11 protein-coding genes are annotated in these 17683 nt (G+C 40.7%); 4 read left to right on the forward strand and 7 right to left on the reverse strand.

The window, feature by feature from the left end; all coding sequences use genetic code 11:
- Nucleotides 1-304: 304 nt before the first annotated feature.
- Nucleotides 305-1333, reverse strand: a complete 1029-nt coding sequence (locus ABTV71_RS20590; RefSeq protein WP_433900879.1) for a N(4)-(beta-N-acetylglucosaminyl)-L-asparaginase — start codon at nucleotides 1331-1333, stop codon at nucleotides 305-307.
- A 318-nt stretch (nucleotides 1334-1651) separates the two neighbouring features.
- Between ABTV71_RS20590 and ABTV71_RS20595 the strand changes: the two genes are divergently transcribed.
- The 4 genes from ABTV71_RS20595 to ABTV71_RS20610 all read left to right on the forward strand — a co-directional run bounded on the left by ABTV71_RS20595 (nucleotide 1652) and on the right by ABTV71_RS20610 (nucleotide 8720).
- Complete coding sequence (locus tag ABTV71_RS20595) at nucleotides 1652-2878, forward strand: NlpC/P60 family protein (protein ID WP_121122213.1); 1227 nt, start codon at nucleotides 1652-1654, stop codon at nucleotides 2876-2878.
- A 6-nt stretch (nucleotides 2879-2884) separates the two neighbouring features.
- Nucleotides 2885-3940: a dipeptide epimerase gene (locus tag ABTV71_RS20600; RefSeq protein ID WP_433900880.1), complete on the forward strand. Its 1056-nt coding sequence runs from the start codon at nucleotides 2885-2887 to the stop codon at nucleotides 3938-3940.
- A gap of 126 nt (nucleotides 3941-4066) precedes the next feature.
- On the forward strand, nucleotides 4067-7258 hold the full coding sequence (locus ABTV71_RS20605) for a SusC/RagA family TonB-linked outer membrane protein (RefSeq protein ID WP_433900881.1): 3192 nt from the start codon (nucleotides 4067-4069) through the stop codon (nucleotides 7256-7258).
- Nucleotides 7259-7262: 4 nt separating this feature from the next.
- Nucleotides 7263-8720, forward strand: a complete 1458-nt coding sequence (locus ABTV71_RS20610; RefSeq protein ID WP_433900882.1) for a SusD/RagB family nutrient-binding outer membrane lipoprotein — start codon at nucleotides 7263-7265, stop codon at nucleotides 8718-8720.
- A 92-nt stretch (nucleotides 8721-8812) separates the two neighbouring features.
- Here the strand turns inward: ABTV71_RS20610 and ABTV71_RS20615 are convergent, their stop codons facing one another.
- The 6 genes from ABTV71_RS20615 to alaS form a co-directional block, all read right to left on the reverse strand.
- Entirely contained in the window at nucleotides 8813-10216 is a 1404-nt protein-coding gene (locus tag ABTV71_RS20615) for a M14 family zinc carboxypeptidase (RefSeq protein WP_433900883.1), read from the reverse strand.
- A 1-nt stretch (nucleotide 10217) separates the two neighbouring features.
- Entirely contained in the window at nucleotides 10218-11273 is a 1056-nt protein-coding gene (locus tag ABTV71_RS20620; protein ID WP_121122226.1) for a S66 peptidase family protein, read from the reverse strand.
- Between the two features lie 10 nt (nucleotides 11274-11283).
- Nucleotides 11284-12621: a dihydroorotase gene (locus ABTV71_RS20625; RefSeq protein WP_433900884.1), complete on the reverse strand. Its 1338-nt coding sequence runs from the start codon at nucleotides 12619-12621 to the stop codon at nucleotides 11284-11286.
- A 206-nt stretch (nucleotides 12622-12827) separates the two neighbouring features.
- Nucleotides 12828-13523: a response regulator transcription factor gene (locus ABTV71_RS20630; protein WP_121122230.1), complete on the reverse strand. Its 696-nt coding sequence runs from the start codon at nucleotides 13521-13523 to the stop codon at nucleotides 12828-12830.
- A 102-nt stretch (nucleotides 13524-13625) separates the two neighbouring features.
- A complete protein-coding gene (locus ABTV71_RS20635; protein WP_121122233.1) occupies nucleotides 13626-14723 on the reverse strand; it encodes a TlpA family protein disulfide reductase in 1098 nt (365 codons plus the stop codon).
- A 273-nt stretch (nucleotides 14724-14996) separates the two neighbouring features.
- Nucleotides 14997-17612 carry an alanine--tRNA ligase gene (alaS, locus tag ABTV71_RS20640; RefSeq protein WP_433900885.1) on the reverse strand — a complete coding sequence of 872 codons (2616 nt, stop codon included), beginning with the start codon at nucleotides 17610-17612 and terminating at the stop codon, nucleotides 14997-14999.
- Nucleotides 17613-17683 lie beyond the last annotated feature (71 nt).

The following is a 17683-nucleotide window of genomic DNA, read 5'->3' on the forward strand; positions in this document are numbered from 1 at the left end:
TTTAGACTTTACTTTTATAAGCTGCTGGCAATTTGTTATTCTGTTTTTTCACTTAAACAACGCTTATACAAAGATAATCAATATTAAATTTAATACTCAAACCTCAACATGTATTCTAAATTAAGTACTGTTTATTGAATAGCGAGTAATTAGACATAATTGCTATTATCTTTTTTTTACAAAGACGACAATTATCACTTATATGCAAATCTGCATCCAGAAGAATGACAAAGAGCAAGGATTAGGAACCTCCAATCTCTTATCTAAATCTTACATCTAATAGCTAAATACTAATATCTATTCACTAATAATAATGTTTTCCTTTGATCAAAAGATCCTGCTGCTTACTATCACAAACAGCATATGAGAATCCCTCCTGCAAAGCAAAAGCTCCATACTCGCCTTTTTTATTGATCGCCAAAAATCCAACTTGTATCTCTTTGGCAATTGCAGGCTTTTTCTTCACGATACGCATCACCGCTTCCTTGCAAGCATCTTCGGGCGAGTACCCCTGACGCATTAATTCAACCACCAAAAAGCTACCTACATTACGGATAACTTCTTCACCTACCCCGGTCGAAGTAGCTCCACCAACTTCATTGTCAACATATAAACCAGCGCCGATAATCGGGCTATCTCCCACCCTGCCGTGCATTTTAAATGCCATTCCACTGGTTGTACAAGCTCCGGATATATTTCCATTGACATCTAAGGCCAGCATACCAATCGTATCGTGGTTGTACCGGTTGCCCGGTAGGCGCTCCGCAGCAAAAGATTTATTTTCGATATTAACGACCGGTTTATACTTCTTCTCCTTTAACCATTCTTTCCAAGCTTTTTCTCCCTCTGGCGTCAGCAAATTTTCTTCCTTGAAACCGTTTTCCAACGCAAATTGCAAGGCCCCCTCCCCAACTAGCATTACGTGTGGTGTTTTCTCCATAACCAAGCGGGCCACCGATATCGGATGTCCGATTTTTTCCATACCGGCCACAGCACCGCAATTGCCATCAGCATCCATAATACAGGCATCTAAGGTCACATGTCCATCACGATCCGGATACCCTCCTTTTCCGACGGTCATATTTTTCAAGTCCGCTTCAGGTACACGCACGCCTTGTTCGACAGCATCAAGAGCTTTTCCGCCTTTCGATAAGATCTCCCAGGCCGCTTTATTTGCCGCTATTCCGAAATCCCAGGTTGATATGACAATCGGATATTTTTTTACCTTATCATCAGATGCAATCGTCAGCCCTTTTGTATCAAATGCACGCAAGGTACCTATGGCTGCAGCAGCCATAAAACCTTGTCTAATAAAATTACGTCTAGAACTCATATATAATCTATTTGTCTTTTAATAACCTGTTTGCCTCCGCCGTCCGGCATTTTCAAGCATGAATAATTCGTTTTTGAATTTTCATTACCACAGTTCACAATCGCTAACCTGCTTTTGGCAGTGAGATTCAAAAACAATCAACGGTTTTGCGATCAATAAGCAATAATACAAAATGGTTTTAGCAAATAGACAAATTAATTAAAATTAAGCCCAAAGGTTCGTTTTTTAGCAACACAATATTCAAATCACTCAAAAATCGACAACAAACATTGATTTATATTGTGAATTAATCCTATCTTTAGAAACAAACTAATCAGCATGAAAAACACACTAAAATTCGCTATTTTAGCATGTGCAAGTCTTATTGGCACAAGTCATGGCCATGCACAGCAAGTAGATTCCACCACTTATTTCAAAATCAAAGAATTGCAAGAAAACGTAAAGCGTGAATTTGCACCGGATCGGAGAACGAAAATTGTGGCTATCCAAAAAGCGGATGTCCCCCAAAATATATATATTCTCGAAACAACCGAAAAAGATGCTAAGTTTGTTCTCGAACAAAAGGCAAAAGAAATATCCGCGAATATCCAAGTTCAGCTCTTACCGGACGCCAGTGTTGATGGCAAAACTGTAGGGGTAATCAGGCTTTCAGTTGCCAACATGCGTACCTTTCCGGATAATTCCGCGGAACTGACAAGCCAAGTTTTATTGGGTACACAAGTAGATCTGCTACAGAAGAAAAGTGGTGAATACCGGGTACGCACCCCTGATGGTTATATCGCTTGGGTGCCAGCATCCTCAATAGCAGTAATGGATCAGGCCGAGGCCGACAAGTGGAGACAATCAGACAAGCTGATCTACACCACTGAATTCGGAAGATCTTATTCCGAACCCACAGAGAAAAGCCAACGGGTATCGGATCTTGTATATGGGGATATCTTGAAATTAACCGGACAAAAAGGTGGTTTTTATGAAATCGCTTACCCCGATGGCCGCAAAGGTTATATCAAGAAATCTGAAGGTCTAACATTAAAAAATTGGCTGGATACACGTAATCCTACCGCTGATCATATTATTGCAAGTGCAAAGTCCATGTTGGGACTACCCTATTTGTGGGGCGGCACATCGGTCAAAGGGGTCGATTGTAGCGGATTTACCAAGACAAGCTTCTTTATGAATGGCTTCGTTATCCCTAGAGATGCATCACAACAGGTTTTAGCGGGCGAAAAGATAGATATCTTGGACAGCGAGGGGCATTTTGATCCTGAAAAAGCGCTTAAAAACCTGAAACCTGCGGATTTGCTCTTTTTTGCTGCGGGCAAAAACAGTAATCCCAATGCGCGCGTCACCCATGTAGCGCTTTATATAGGCAATGGCACTTTTATCCATGCTGCAGGATTGGTTCGCATTAACAGCATGCTAAAAGACGCTGCTGATTACGACGATTTTCAGACACGTACCGTTGTTGCTGCCCGGCGTTATTTAGGTGCCAAGGATTCTGCAATTCAAAAAATCGCTGAAAGCAATTACTATATCAATAAATAAACCATAATGAGCAATCAATCTGAATGGATCAGCAAGGACTTTGGAGCCTTTAAGCTAAGGTTCCGTCCATATACCCTAACATTGCGCCATGTCTTTACCGTCGCTTCCTATAGCCGCAGTACGACGCCTGTCGTACTAACCGAATTGGAGTATGACGGTATAGTGGGCTATGGTGAGGCCAGCATGCCGCCATACCTTGGTGAATCACAGGAAAGCGTGATCGCCTTTTTAAATCAAATTAACTTATCAGCATTCAACTCACCTTTCCAGACGGAGGAGATTCTGCATTATGTAGACCAAGTAGCAGCAAAAAATACTGCCGCAAAAGCAGCAATAGATATTGCCCTACATGATGTGCTTGGTAAAATTATGCGCCAGCCCTTCTATAAAATATGGGGATTAAATCCGGATCTTATCCCACCGACTTCCTACACCATCGGCATCGATACGGAGGATATGATCCGTAAAAAGGTTGCTGAAGCAGATCAGTTTAAGATCCTAAAAGTAAAATTGGGACTGGATACCGATAAGATGATCATTGACACCATTCGTCAGGTCACAGACCGCCCATTATGTGCGGATGTTAATCAAGGTTGGAAAACGCGGGAAGAAGCGCTGGAAATGGCACATTGGCTCGCTGAGCGAAATGTTTCTTTCCTTGAACAACCCATGCCCAAAGAACAGATTGATGACAATGCCTGGCTGACTGAACATAGTCCGATACCAACAATTGCGGATGAGGGGTGTCAACGTTTGGTTGATGTACCTGCCCTAAAAGGAGTTTACAGTGGCATCAACATCAAACTGATGAAATGTACAGGCATGCGTGAAGCCAAACGGATGGCTGAACTTGCACGTTCCCTCGAAATGAAAGTCATGATCGGCTGTATGACCGAAACTTCCTGTGCCATCAGTGCTGCGGCACAATTAGCACCATTGACCGATTGGGCAGATTTAGATGGGGCACTTCTGATCGATAACGATATCTATGATGGCATGACGGTAATTGATGGCAACTGCATCTTACCGAACCGTCCGGGAATTGGAATTTTAAGAAAATAAGATTATATTCAATGCAATGTTTTTTGTCTTATAAGGAGAACATTGCATTGAATCTTTGTCGGAGTTGAGATCAACAACCGATGAAACCAACATATTAACAAACTAAATTAATCAATTCAAACTCTTATGAAACAACATGTGCTCACAACGTTGTGTCTCATAGCCTGTAGTTCGATGCAGTCTTTATATGCACAACAGATTCAGATTGCTGGGAAAATCACAGACAGCAAAGGAAATCCCGTCAGTGGAGTTACCATAAATGTCAAAGGATCCAGCCAAGGAACATCAACCAACGAACAAGGCTTATTCACGCTCAATGCAAATTCAAATGCCACACTAATACTATCTGCTGTTGGCTATAATGCGCAGGAGGTTCGGGTTAATGGCCGGAAAACGATCAGTATTACACTCGTCAGCAACGAACAAGCCTTAGATGAGGTGGTTGTAACTGCATTAGGAATCAAACGTTCCCAAAAGTCCATTGGTTATTCCGCACAACAAGTCAAAGGAGATGATCTAACATTTACAAAAGAAACCAATGTGTTAGGTTCCTTAGCAGGAAAAGTTGCCGGCGCACAAGTAACGGGATCTTCTGGCGCAAATTTGGGTGGAACACAAAAAATCAAGATCCGTGGCGTTAACTCAGTTACAGGTGGAGGCCAACCGCTTATGGTCATCGACGGCACTCCAATCTCAAATTCGAATTTCAGTAGTTCAACTGGTAATGGTGTAGACCTTGGAAATGTTGGACAAGATATAAATCCTGAAGATATCGAAACAATCAACGTTCTGAAAGGTCCTACGGCTTCCGCTTTATATGGTATGCGGGGACAATACGGAGTAATCATGATTACTACCAAGAAAGGAAAAAAGGGTCCTAAAAAAATTGATATCGGCTTTAACTCCGCTACTTCATGGGAGAAAACAGGCAATTTTATGCCCCTTCAAAATATATATGGTGTCGGTAATAATCAGACTTTCCTGAAATTAGCATCCGGAGAGTACTATGTCAATGGCAATGACGAATCTTGGGGACCAAAAATGGATGGAACTCCTGTTCGCATGTATTATAGCTTTTATCCTCAAGATGTTGATTTCGGCAAAACTACCCCTTTCTCTCCTCAACCCAATAACATAAAGGACTTCTATAATACGGGATTCACAACAAACAATGGTCTGACGATTGCTGGCGGTAATGAAAATGCCGCAATCCGCTTTAGCTATAATAACACCTATATCAAAGGTGTTATTCCTAATACCTCCCTAAAGAGAAATAATTTTGGCTTAAACGGGACATTGGACATCACATCCAAACTGCTTGTTGGAGCTAATATCAATTACGCAAATAATAATGGACAAAGACCTGTTCAAGGTTATCAGGGATCATTCACTGGTGCTACACAATGGTTTCAACGTAACATTGATATTAATAGGCTCCGAAATTATAAATATGCAGACGGCACAATATTAAATTGGAACGTAAATCCGAATACATCCACAGGAATAATTACAAATAACAAACCCTCAGACTGGAACAATCCATTTTTTGACGCATACGAAAATCTAAACAATGACTCACGCGATCGAGTATTTGGAGATGTTAACGTATCCTACAAAATTTTTGACAATCTAAAGGTTTCAGGTTTTGTAAGAAAAGATTTCTTTACACAAAACCTCAGCAGTAGAACCGCATTTGGAGGTCGGTTAGATGAAGCATTTTCTGTAGGAAAATATCAAAATGATGAGAGCAATTATGAGTTTTTAGCAGAATACAATAACAAGTGGAATGATTTTTCGCTAAATGCTAATTTAGGTACCAATATTTATACCCGCGACTATTCTTATGTTTCGCAAGCTACCGTTGGAGGTTTGGCAACGAGGGGATTTTATAATATTGCGGCATCTATTGACCGACCGGAAACAACTTCCTATAAGTTGAAAAAACAAATCCGGTCACTGTATGCAATGGCCTCTTTCGGTTATAAGGATATCTACTTTATAGACGCATCAATTCGTCAGGACGTGTCTTCAGCATTACCTAAAAACAACAATTCTTATGTTTATCCATCGGTTTCCGGATCTTTCCTATTTAGCGAATTATTCGATTCCAAAGTACTATCTTTTGGTAAATTGAGAGCTTCCTATGCGATTGCGGGTTCTGATGTAGATCCTTATTCTGCACTTTTGAACTATCAAATGGGTACGGCCTACAAAACCAGTACAGGAACAATTACAACCGTCTCTGTCCCAGATAAACTAAAAAATGCAAATCTAGAACCATCTTTTGCCCATACCTTTGAGATCGGTACAGACCTCAAATTTTTCAATGACCGTTTAGGACTTGATTTCACTTATTACCAACAGCGTAATAAAAAACAAGTTATTGATCTATCTCAGTCATCAGCTACCGGATATGAATCTGAATTTGTAAATGCCGGGGATATTGAGAACAATGGTATCGAAATATCGCTTTCTGGAACACCTGCGAAATCAGCCAACTTCACTTGGAACACCACCTTAAATTTTGCAAGAAACAACAGTAAGATCCACGAATTGATCGACAATATTAATTCTTACCAGCTGGATTTAAACACCTATTCTAGTCAAACGGTTTATTTAAGAGCAGACAGAGGAAAAGCATTCGGTACATTGATCGGTCCGGGTTATTTACGTGATCAAGCAACAGGAAAAATATTATTGGACGCCAATAATATGCCGATCCAAGAACTGAACAAAGATTTCGGTTCTGTTCTACCCAATTTTACCGGTGGTTTCTTAAACTCAATCCGATATAAAAACATCGATTTTAATGCCATGATAGACTTCCAATCTGGAGGTAAATTCTTTAGCTGGTCTAAAATGCTCGCCGTAAAATCTGGACAGGCAGAAGAGACTGCGGCAATGAATAGTAAAGGCAAAAATGTACGCGATCCATTAGCCGATGGTGGTGGTTACGAAATTTCTGGTATTTCACAAGCTACAGGGGAAGCTGTCAATGCATTTGTCGATGCAAGAAGTTATTTTAGAAACCAGATCGGAACTAAATTTTACGAAGAATGGTTGTTCAATGCCTCTTATATAAAATTGAGAGAAGTAAGCCTAGGGTATACATTTTCTGAAAATACATTAAAGAAAACACCATTTAAATCTATCCGTATTGCTGCTATTGCAAGAAACCCATGGATGATCTGGCAAAAGGCTCCGAAAGGAATTGATCCTTCCGAACTTTCTATGGGAAGTGCATCCATCAGCTGGATCGAGAAAGGGGAATTACAAACAGTACGTTCTTATGGGGTAAACCTAAGCTTTAAATTCTAAAATCATGAAACAGTTATCATTATTAAAATATGCCCTCGTTTTTACCGCTATAACGACGATGGTATCATGCAGCAAAAAATTTGACGATTCATATTATATAGATCCAAATAACCCTTCCACTGCGACAGGCATGCAATTATTGGCGAATGCAGAGTTCTTTCTATCAGGAACGAGTGCCAATACGGCTAATCAGATGGGGGTTCATTATCCTCAGTACTTATCATTAACGACATATACAGACAACTCTAGGTATATATCAACCAATTTAAATTTTGAAAGTTGGTATAAGGGTCCGTTAAAAAATATTCAGGAAGTAAAGGATAAAGCTAGAAATGGAACATTAAGTGAATCAGAGGGCAGCGCTGTGAACCAAATTGCACTAGCTAATATCTTGGAATCCTATTTTATGTTGCATATGACCGATCGTTGGGGAGATTTACCTTATAGCGATGCACTCAAGGGTAGTCAGAATCGTCTTCCTAAATATGATACACAGAAAGAAATCTACACTAGCCTCTTCAAACAGCTTAAAGAGGCAAGCGCAAACCTAGATCCCAATGCCACATTAAAAAATGAGATCATCTTCAATGGCAATATGAGCAAATGGAAGAAAGTCGGCAATTCGATTCGTCTTCTTATGGCACTCCGTTTGTCTAAAGTGGATGCCACTTGGGGTAAACAGGAATTTGTCAGCGCCTTAGCAGACGGAGTCATGGCTTCTAATACTGACAATTTTGCCTACCCACATTTGGCGGAAAAGGATCATGAAAATTTCTGGTATAATTCCTTCACACGTCTTGAACGTCAGTGGTTTGCACTGAGTAAGCCCTTAGTGGACTATATGAAACCTAAAAATGACCCGCGTTTGCCTATTTATGGTGATAAAAATCAATCTGGGGAATATGTTGGTTTAGAATATGGAAAAGCGGCTGGAAATTCGGGTGATATTCCGGGAATATCGTTATTGGGAGCAAAGCTTAGGCAGCAAAATTCTCCAGTCAATCTGGTTACTTACCCACAAGTACTGTTTGCAATGGCGGAAGCTGCGAAATTAGGTTGGATAAGCGGGGGTGATGCTGTTGCTGAAACCAACTATAAAAATGCGATCAAAGAATCAATTAATTTATGGACTGCCAACGCGACCTCTGCTTCTGCCATCGACGCTTATATTAATCAACCCGCTGTCGCCTATTCCGCGGCTACGGCCATACAGCAGATAGCCGAGCAACGTTGGATCCATCTTTTCTTAAATGGGTATGAGGCATGGGCAGAATGGCGAAGAACAGGTTTCCCTGTATTAACGGCACCAGCCGGAGCTAACGGGAATCTGATCCCACGCAGAGAAGGTTACCCTACCCAGGAGGCATCAAATAATACAGTGAACTACAATGCCGCTGTTGCAGCTTTCCCATATGGAGGTGCTGACGGCCTTAATGCAAGAGTATGGTGGGATAAACCATAACGTATTCTCCTGCATTAATTCATTAGCATTTCAAAAAAGAGGCTGTCTCAAAAAGACAGCCTCTATTTATTACTTCAAGCGATAAAACAGTATTATTTCACTACATTTTTTGATTTATTATCAATCGATTGCGTTAAATTGATCAGATAACCATTTATCACTGCATATTGTACCTCCTTTTCGGATCCAATAAAAAAATCAGCACTACCACCTAACCGAAGACAGCTCTCAGCTTGGAAATTAGCACCACTCAATACTTGGATAGGAAAAGAATGCAACCTAGTCTGCGCTAAATTATCAGAAACCACAATTGCTCCATACCCCTGTTTCAATAGACTTTCTACAAATGATGAAGTTAAATCCGCCAGTGAAAATATCTTGTCTGTATACATTTTTGATGGAGTAAATTGGAGTCCTTCGACATCAATATCGGTATATCCGTAGAAATCCTGCAAATCGCCAATATCCTCAATCACACCTTCTACGTAATAGTCACCCGCGACAGTTTTTTCATTTTGTCGAATAGCCACATCTACCAACATCCTTTTACCATTTTTTTCGATGGATAAGTTTCGAATCAAAACATCATGAAGCTTTTCATCATTAAAGGGAATTGCGTTGTAATCTGCAATATCATGTACCAGATAGGATCCCGACGCGATTTCCTGAAAGGCGTGTAAAAGCGCAATGAAATTATATTTTCGAACTTCCAGTTTTTCAGGGTCACCGGCGTAGGCTCCTGATTCAATCAGAATGGTACTGGCACCCCATTTTTGAAAATTGTCCCCGAAACCACGGGGGGTATGCTCATCATCATATTTCGCGACAGCATTCGGAATAAATTCCTGCAGTATCTTATTTATTCCCACGATTACCCGCATTGCATCTGCTCTAACCGTATTAACACATCTCGCATAATCATATGCTGGGGCCAACAAGGAAATTGTTACTGGGGTGGCGGCACCAGGGATATTATAGTAATTATTCTGATTATGGAGATTAAATGCAAAATCAGGTTTTAGTAACATCGCCTGCGCTTTCAGAAGAGCGCCTTCCACCGTTGCAACAGCACGTGCATCGCGATTCATATCCACATCCATCGCCGTTCTCCGCTGATAACGTTCTGCGCCATCGGGATTCAACATCGGAATAAAATATAAAGTCAGTTTCTCCGCTATTTCCTTTCGAAAGTTATCAAAACCATCCGTCTCCCCATTAAAAAAGTTAAACAGGTCAAACAGCGCCATTGTTGCCGTAGGTTCGTCCCCATGCATCTGCGACCATAACAAAATCTTTATGGGCCCTTGCCCATATTTCAACCTAAAAATCGAACGATCCTCTACTGACTGTCCAATCTCTTCAACAATAAATTGCTTACTGATCTCATTTCCTTGCAAAAGTGGCAAGATATCAGCATGATTAAATCGCCTATGCTGCAAAGCCTTTTCTTCATATAAAGAAAAGGCTTTGATAAAATCTTCTTTTACTAAATTCATCTTAATCTTTTAAGGCTCCCTCAAGTAAGGTGATCGTTCCCTGCGATGCATCCATTCTCACCTTTGCACCTACCGGAAGGATAAATTGCTCCGCAATATGTCCAATAATAGCTCCACTATAAGCAGGCACGTTCAAGGGCCTGATATAATCATTGAATAGCTGATCCAATGTCACAGAGCCATAGCCTCCCGACGGCTTACAATTGGTACATTTCCCAAAAATAAAACCTTTGATCACCGCCAATATTCCTGCATTTTTCAACTGACAAAACATCCGGTCAACACGTTCCATATCTTCATCCACTTCCTCTATAAAAAGGATCTTATCCTTAAAATCGGGTAGATAGGCCGAACCACATAATCCGGTCAATACCGTCATATTTCCGCCAAGCAGTACGCCATCGACAGTACCGGGAGAAATTGTGGCTATCCGGTCTTTCGTCTGTACAATATTATCCCCTTTTGATTTAGGGTTTTCAAATACCGCAGGTTTATTCGCTACAAATTGCGCATTAAATGCATCGGCAAGCTTCTTCGTCCATGTGCTTATACCGACAGCACCATGGAAAGCAACAAGTCCGGTTTTCGCATACAAAGCCAGAATTAACGCCGTTATATCTGAATAGCCCAACAAAATTTTAGGATTTTGGGCGATCATCTTATAATCAAGTCTGTCCAGAAGACGGGAAGTTCCCGAGCCTCCCCTGACACAAACTATTGCTTTGACAGCCTTATCAGCAAACATATCATGTATATCGGCGATACGCTCCTGATCTGTCCCCGCCAAATTACCATAACGGCTACGGATATGTTTCCCCTCTTTCACTTTAAACCCCAATGTTTCAAAGATCTCGCGAGCGATAGTAATTGATTCCTCATCGTCCAATACACCTGCGGGAGTTATCAATCCAATCGTATCACCGAACTTTAGCTTCTTTGCCAGCAAAGTAGCTGGCTCTTTTAAGCCTGTCACGGTTTCTGTAGCGCGCCCAGCCCCTAACACCGGAATGGCCAATGCGCCCAAAGCAATTGATTTTATAAAAGCCCTTTTTTCCATATTAAGCTAATTACCTATTGAACAACAGTCGCTCACCAGCGCCCTTTTCAATGATTTGTCCTTTCGAAAACGCAACTTTACCAGATACAATAGTATGTTCGATGGTTGAACTAAAGGTATGGCCTTCAAATGGTGACCATCCGCATTTAGAAAGAATATTTGATTTTGAGACGGTATAGGGTTTATTCAAATCTACGAGTACAAGATCCGCCCAATAACCTTCACAAATATAACCACGATCTTCTACCTGAAACAATGTTGCCGTATTATGTGCTGACTTTTGAACCAATTGTTCCAAGGTCATTTTACCTGCTTTGACCATATCCAATAATGCTTGTAAAGCATGTTGAACCAAGGGGCCACCGCTAGGAGCAGATGCATATGGCTGTGTTTTTTCCTCGATTGTGTGTGGGGCATGATCTGTCGCTATGACATCAATATGTCCATCCAATACCGCTTTAAGAATATGATCACGATCATTGGCCGTCTTAACAGCCGGATTCCACTTAATAAAATTTCCCTTTGTCGCGTAATCCTGATCAGAAAACCAAAGGTGATGGATACAGGCTTCCGCCGTAATTTTCTTGTCCTTTAATGGAATATCATTCCGAAATAGCTCAATCTCTTTTGCTGTTGATATGTGTAAAATATGTAATCTCGTATCATGCTTTTTGGCTAATTCCACAGCCTTGGATGAAGACAGGTAACAAGCCTCTTCAGAGCGGATCAAGGGATGCATTTCAATCTTCAATCCATCTTCACCATATTTTTCTTTGAATGTTGCCAGATTAGCCTTGATCGTTGCTTCGTCCTCACAGTGTGTCGCAATTAATGTCGGAGCGTTAGCAAAAATACCTTCTAAGGCCTTTTCATTATCGACCAACATATTGCCAGTGGACGATCCCATAAATACTTTTATACCGCAGACATTACGTGGATTGGTTTTCAGGACCTCCTCTAAATTATCGTTAGCGGCTCCCATAAAGAATGAATAATTGGCTAATGCATTCTTTCCTGCAATATCATATTTATCCTGAAGCAGTTCTTGTGTCAAGGTATTGGGAACCGTATTTGGCATCTCCATAAAGGAAGTTGTCCCACCTGCAACCGCAGCCCGACTTTCATGCCAGATATCCGCTTTATAAGTTAATCCGGGCTCCCTAAAATGAACCTGATCATCAATTAATCCAGGAAACATGTGCAGTCCCTCAGCATTGATTTCCTGATCCGCAGGATGGTTAATCTCCTGTGCGATCATTTCGATTCGACCATTGCTGATGTATACATCAGCAGCCTCAACTTTACCTTCGTTAACAAGTTGTGCAGATTTTATAAGAATAGATGACATGTTGATCTCTTTACTTTGGTATCTGTCAAAAGTAAAGATTTGTTGTCGTGATACCAAGTTATCTGTTCAAAAGAGTTGTCCTATTAAGGCGACAAAAAGCAGATAACATCCATCCTTATACCTATTGGATCATAACACATCGGCTTTTTCTAAAAAAAGCACAAAAATCCGGGCTGGAAACAAAAAAGAGGCCTAAGCCTCTTCTTTTATTCTTTATCAAATTTGTAACCTACTCCTTTTACAGTGGTCACATAATCGTCGCCTATTTTTTCACGGAGCTTACGGATATGTACATCTATCGTACGGTTGGTGACAACCACTGAGTCCTCCCAGATACTTTTTAGGATCTGTTCTCTTGTGAAAACTTTATTGGGTTTGGATGCCAACAGGTAGAGTAATTCAAACTCCTTTTTGGCAAGCACAATCTTTTGCTCTCCTTTGTAGACTAGGAAGGAATCTCTGTCTATCACCAGATCCGCGATCTCGATTTTGTCCTGTACAGAAGAATCAGACTCCTCCGACGCATTTCTTCTTAATATCGCATTGATGCGGCTCATCAGCGCTCGGGGCTTAATTGGCTTGGCAATATAATCATCCGCTCCAACATGAAATCCGGCAATTTCCGAATATTCTTCACTTCTGGCAGTCAAAAATACCATAAAGGTATTTTTGAATTCAGGCATCGCGCGCATGATGCGACAAGCTTCAATACCGTCCATCTTGGGCATCATCACATCGAGGATGATCAGATCCGGGTTTACTTGTTTGGCAACTTGTATTGCCTCTTCTCCATTGTGCGCTGTAGAGACCTGATAACCTTCACGATTTAAGTTGAATGCAATTAAATCCAAGATATCCTTTTCGTCATCAACAATTAAAATCTTTTGTTTCGAAGAACTCATTTGTCTTATTTTTTTGCTAAAATATGAACAAAATGATAACAATCGGTTAATCTAATGTTACCAAATCATTAAGTAATATTTCAATTAACAATAACACATTGATTACTTAATTGTTTTCTTCAGAAAATCTGCCAGCTCTTCGCCACGCAAGTTCTTTGCAACGATAATACCGTTCGGATCGAGGATATAGGATGTTGGCAAAGCCTTGACACGATAGTCTATTACAACCGGTGAAGTCCAAGCTTTCAAGTCAGACACATGGGTCCAAGTAAGTTTATCGTCTGCAATAGCCCGCATCCACGAACCGGGATTGTCGTCAAATGAAACAGATAGAATATCGAAACCTTTGGTATGATAAGCATTATACAACTTGACGAGGTTCGGATTTTCCTGACGGCAGGGCATACACCAAGAGGCCCAAAAGTCCACTAAAGTATATTTCCCTTTGAAACTGGACAGCTTTACTTCCTTGTTAGTAGGTGTAAAAGATGTAAGTTCCGGTGCCGGTTGACCAATAGCCATTTTCTTCAGTTTTTGGGTTTCTTCCTTAAACTGCGTCACATATCTATTTTCCGTAAATTCATTTTTAATTTTATCTGCATAAGCAATTATTTCTGCCTCTGCTACTTCAGGATCCAGTGTTGAGATGGCGTAAAATCCAGCTAGATCATTATGCTTACTGGAAAAATCAACCGCCTTGCTGGTATAGTTACGAAGTTCATTCGCAAATTTGGCTTTATATTCTGCACGAAGTTTTTCTATTTCGTCAGCAGTCGAATTCGCTGTTAATTTGGAAAAGACACCCTGAAGAGAATCTTGCACATAATCGCGATGGTTCCGTTCCTTAGCAAATGGCTGTATTGTTTTCGACAATTCAGATCCTTCAACAAGATAATCATTGACGTCCTTATGCAAATCGGCTTTAAATGAAATTGTCTCACCCGGAGAAGCGATAAGATCATAACGATTTTTACCGACGCGTAACGACAACAGCCTAGATTGACTCGCTTGACGCACAAACTGAAATTTGTTATTATCGCCAAAAAACATAGAATCCAGCTTGGTATCCCCTTCGTACAAGGAGATAACTTTTATATTACCGGGGTTTTCTATATTTCCTTCGATGGTAAACTGCTCTTTATTCTGGCAACCAAACATCAATCCAACCACTCCAGCTACTAAAAAAACTGCCTTTTTCATCTATATATCGTTTTGTAAGCGCTTCAAGTCCATCCATAACTGGATGTTAATAGCACTCGGTTTCCTTTTTTATTGTAGAAACTATCCTATTTATTGCTTTCCACCCTTGTTATTATTCATTCATAAATTGCTCTTCAGTCAAATTTACGAGCTCGTTACACCCGGTTTGGATAATTAGGATAGTTTCATAGCATAGAATTTTCGGAGAGACTTCCGATAAACTTGAAACTTATTCAAATAAGTATCCTAAGTCTCCGATTTAAATACGCAAATTTAACTTAAAAATTCCTTCGCACGTTCAATCGCGGTTTTTAATCCCGCAGAATTTTTACCTCCCGCTGTCGCAAAGAAAGGTTGCCCGCCACCGCCGCCTTGGATATCTTTTGCCAGATCACGGACGATATTGCTTGCATTCAAACCTTTTTCTTTTGCTAAATCATCTGAAATAACAACAGTTAAACTTGGTTTCCCGTCGAATTCTGCTCCTATAACCAAAAACAAATTATTGACAGCTCCCTTTACAGCATAGGCTAACGTTTTTACCGCTTCTGCATTAGGGAGATCAACCAGAGTCGATAAAAAGTTGACATCACCAACCTGCTCTATCTTTGCTTCCAGATCCGATTTCAACGCCAAAGATTTCTCGGTAATACTTTTCTCAATTTCCTTTTTCAGTGCACCATTTTCGTCGATGATCTTACCCAAGGCTGATACAAAGTCCTTTGGATTGTTCATGAGTTCTTTTAAATGATGTACCAATTCAAAATGCTCACGAATTACTGCGGCTGAACGCGTCCCCGTAATCGCTTCAATACGACGTACTCCCGCAGCAACAGCCGATTCAGAAACAATCTTAAAGAATCCGATCTGCCCCGTTGCTTTCACATGGGTTCCCCCGCATAACTCTTTGGAGAATTGGTCTTCAAAAGTAATCACACGAACAAAATCACCGTATTTCTCACCAAACAAAGCTGTTACACCTGAATCCAAAGCCTGTTGGTAAGGTACATTCCGTTCTTCTTTCAACGGGATATTCTCACGAATTTTAGCATTTACGATATCCTCTACCTGTTTGATCTCATCCTCACTCATCTTTGCAAAATGAGAAATATCAAAACGTAGGATATCCGCATTGACCAATGAACCTTTTTGATTTACATGTGTACCTAATACCTGTTTTAGTGCAGCATGCAATAGATGGGTTGCGGAGTGATTATTCTCCGTATCCAATCTTTTGGTGCTGTCAACCTCGGCGATAAAGGTTCCGTTAAGATCCAATGGCAACTTATTGGTAAAATGGACGAAGATTCCATTTTCCTTTTTTGTATCCGTAATGTAGATCTTTTCGCCCGTTTCCTCCGAAATCAATTCACCGGAGTCGCCTACCTGACCTCCTCCTTCTGCATAAAATGGACTGACAGAAAGTACCAGTTGGTATTGTTCTTTATTTTTTGCGACAACTTTACGGTATTTTACGACTTCTGTCTTTGCTGTCAATGTATCATAGCCTACAAATTCGAAGCCCTCATCATCATTAACGATAACCCAGTCACCAGTATCTATCGCTGTTGCCGCCCGCGAGCGATCTTTTTGAATCTGAAGTGCCTGTTTAAAACCATCCATATCAACAGACAATCCTTTCTCCCGCGCTAATAATTCAGTTAGATCAATTGGAAAACCGTAAGTATCGTATAATTCGAACGCAAAGTCACCATTAATAAGTGTATGATCTTCCACGTAATTTTCAAAACGTTGTACACCAGTGGACAAGGTTCTTAAAAATGAAACCTCTTCCTCCAAGATTACTTTCTGCACGAAATCCTGCTGTTGGATCAATTCATCAAATACACCGCTGAATTGTACTGCCAGTACCGGAACAAGCTCATGAATAAATGGCGTTTTAAATCCCAAAAACGTATAAGCATAACGTACAGCACGGCGTAAAATACGTCGGATTACGTAGCCCGCTTTGTTATTAGAGGGTAATTGTCCATCCGCTATCGCAAAACTAACGGCACGAATATGATCAGATACCACGCGCATTGCGATATCACTCTTTTCGTCTAAGCCATATTTTATCCCTGACTTGGCAGCGATAAAATCAATGGTCGGCGTAAAGACATCTGTATCATAATTTGAGGTTTTGCCTTGAATACATCTGACAAGACGCTCAAAGCCCATCCCTGTATCCACATGTTTCGCGGGTAAAGTTTGGAGTGAACCATCTTTCAAGCGGTTGAATTGCATAAAGACCAAATTCCAGATTTCGATCACCTGTGGATGGTCTGCATTGACAAGGCTTTGTCCTGAAACCTGTGCCCGTTCTTCCGTACTACGCATATCAAAATGGATTTCAGAACAAGGTCCACAAGGACCGGTCTCTCCCATTTCCCAGAAATTGTCCTTTTTGTTGCCAAGCAAGATACGATCTTCGGCTATCCACTGCTTCCAGAAATCGAATGCTTCCATGTCTCTGTTCAAACCTTCAGTTGCATCGCCTTCAAAAATGGTCACATATAAACGATCTTTGTCGAGCTTATAGACTTCGGTCAATAGCTCCCAGGCCCAAGCAATAGCTTCCATCTTAAAGTAATCGCCAAAGCTCCAGTTTCCTAACATCTCGAATAAGGTATGGTGGTAAGTATCTATACCAACTTCCTCTAAATCATTATGCTTACCTGAAACACGCAAACAGCGCTGCGTATCAGCAACACGCGGAAACTTAATCGGTGCTTCTCCCAAGAATAAATCCTTGAACTGGTTCATCCCTGCATTGGTAAACATCAATGTCGGATCATTTTTTACAACTACTGGTGCTGAAGGTACTATCTGATGCCCCTTGCTTTTAAAAAAGTCTAAAAAGGCTTGACGAATTTCTCTACTTGTCATTTAATTATCTAAAAATATGTGCAAACTTACTCAAAATTGGTCTGTTATGCAATGTAGAATACCAGATAATA

Source organism: Sphingobacterium puteale (assembly GCF_050986225.1).
GTDB lineage: Bacteria > Bacteroidota > Bacteroidia > Sphingobacteriales > Sphingobacteriaceae > Sphingobacterium > Sphingobacterium puteale.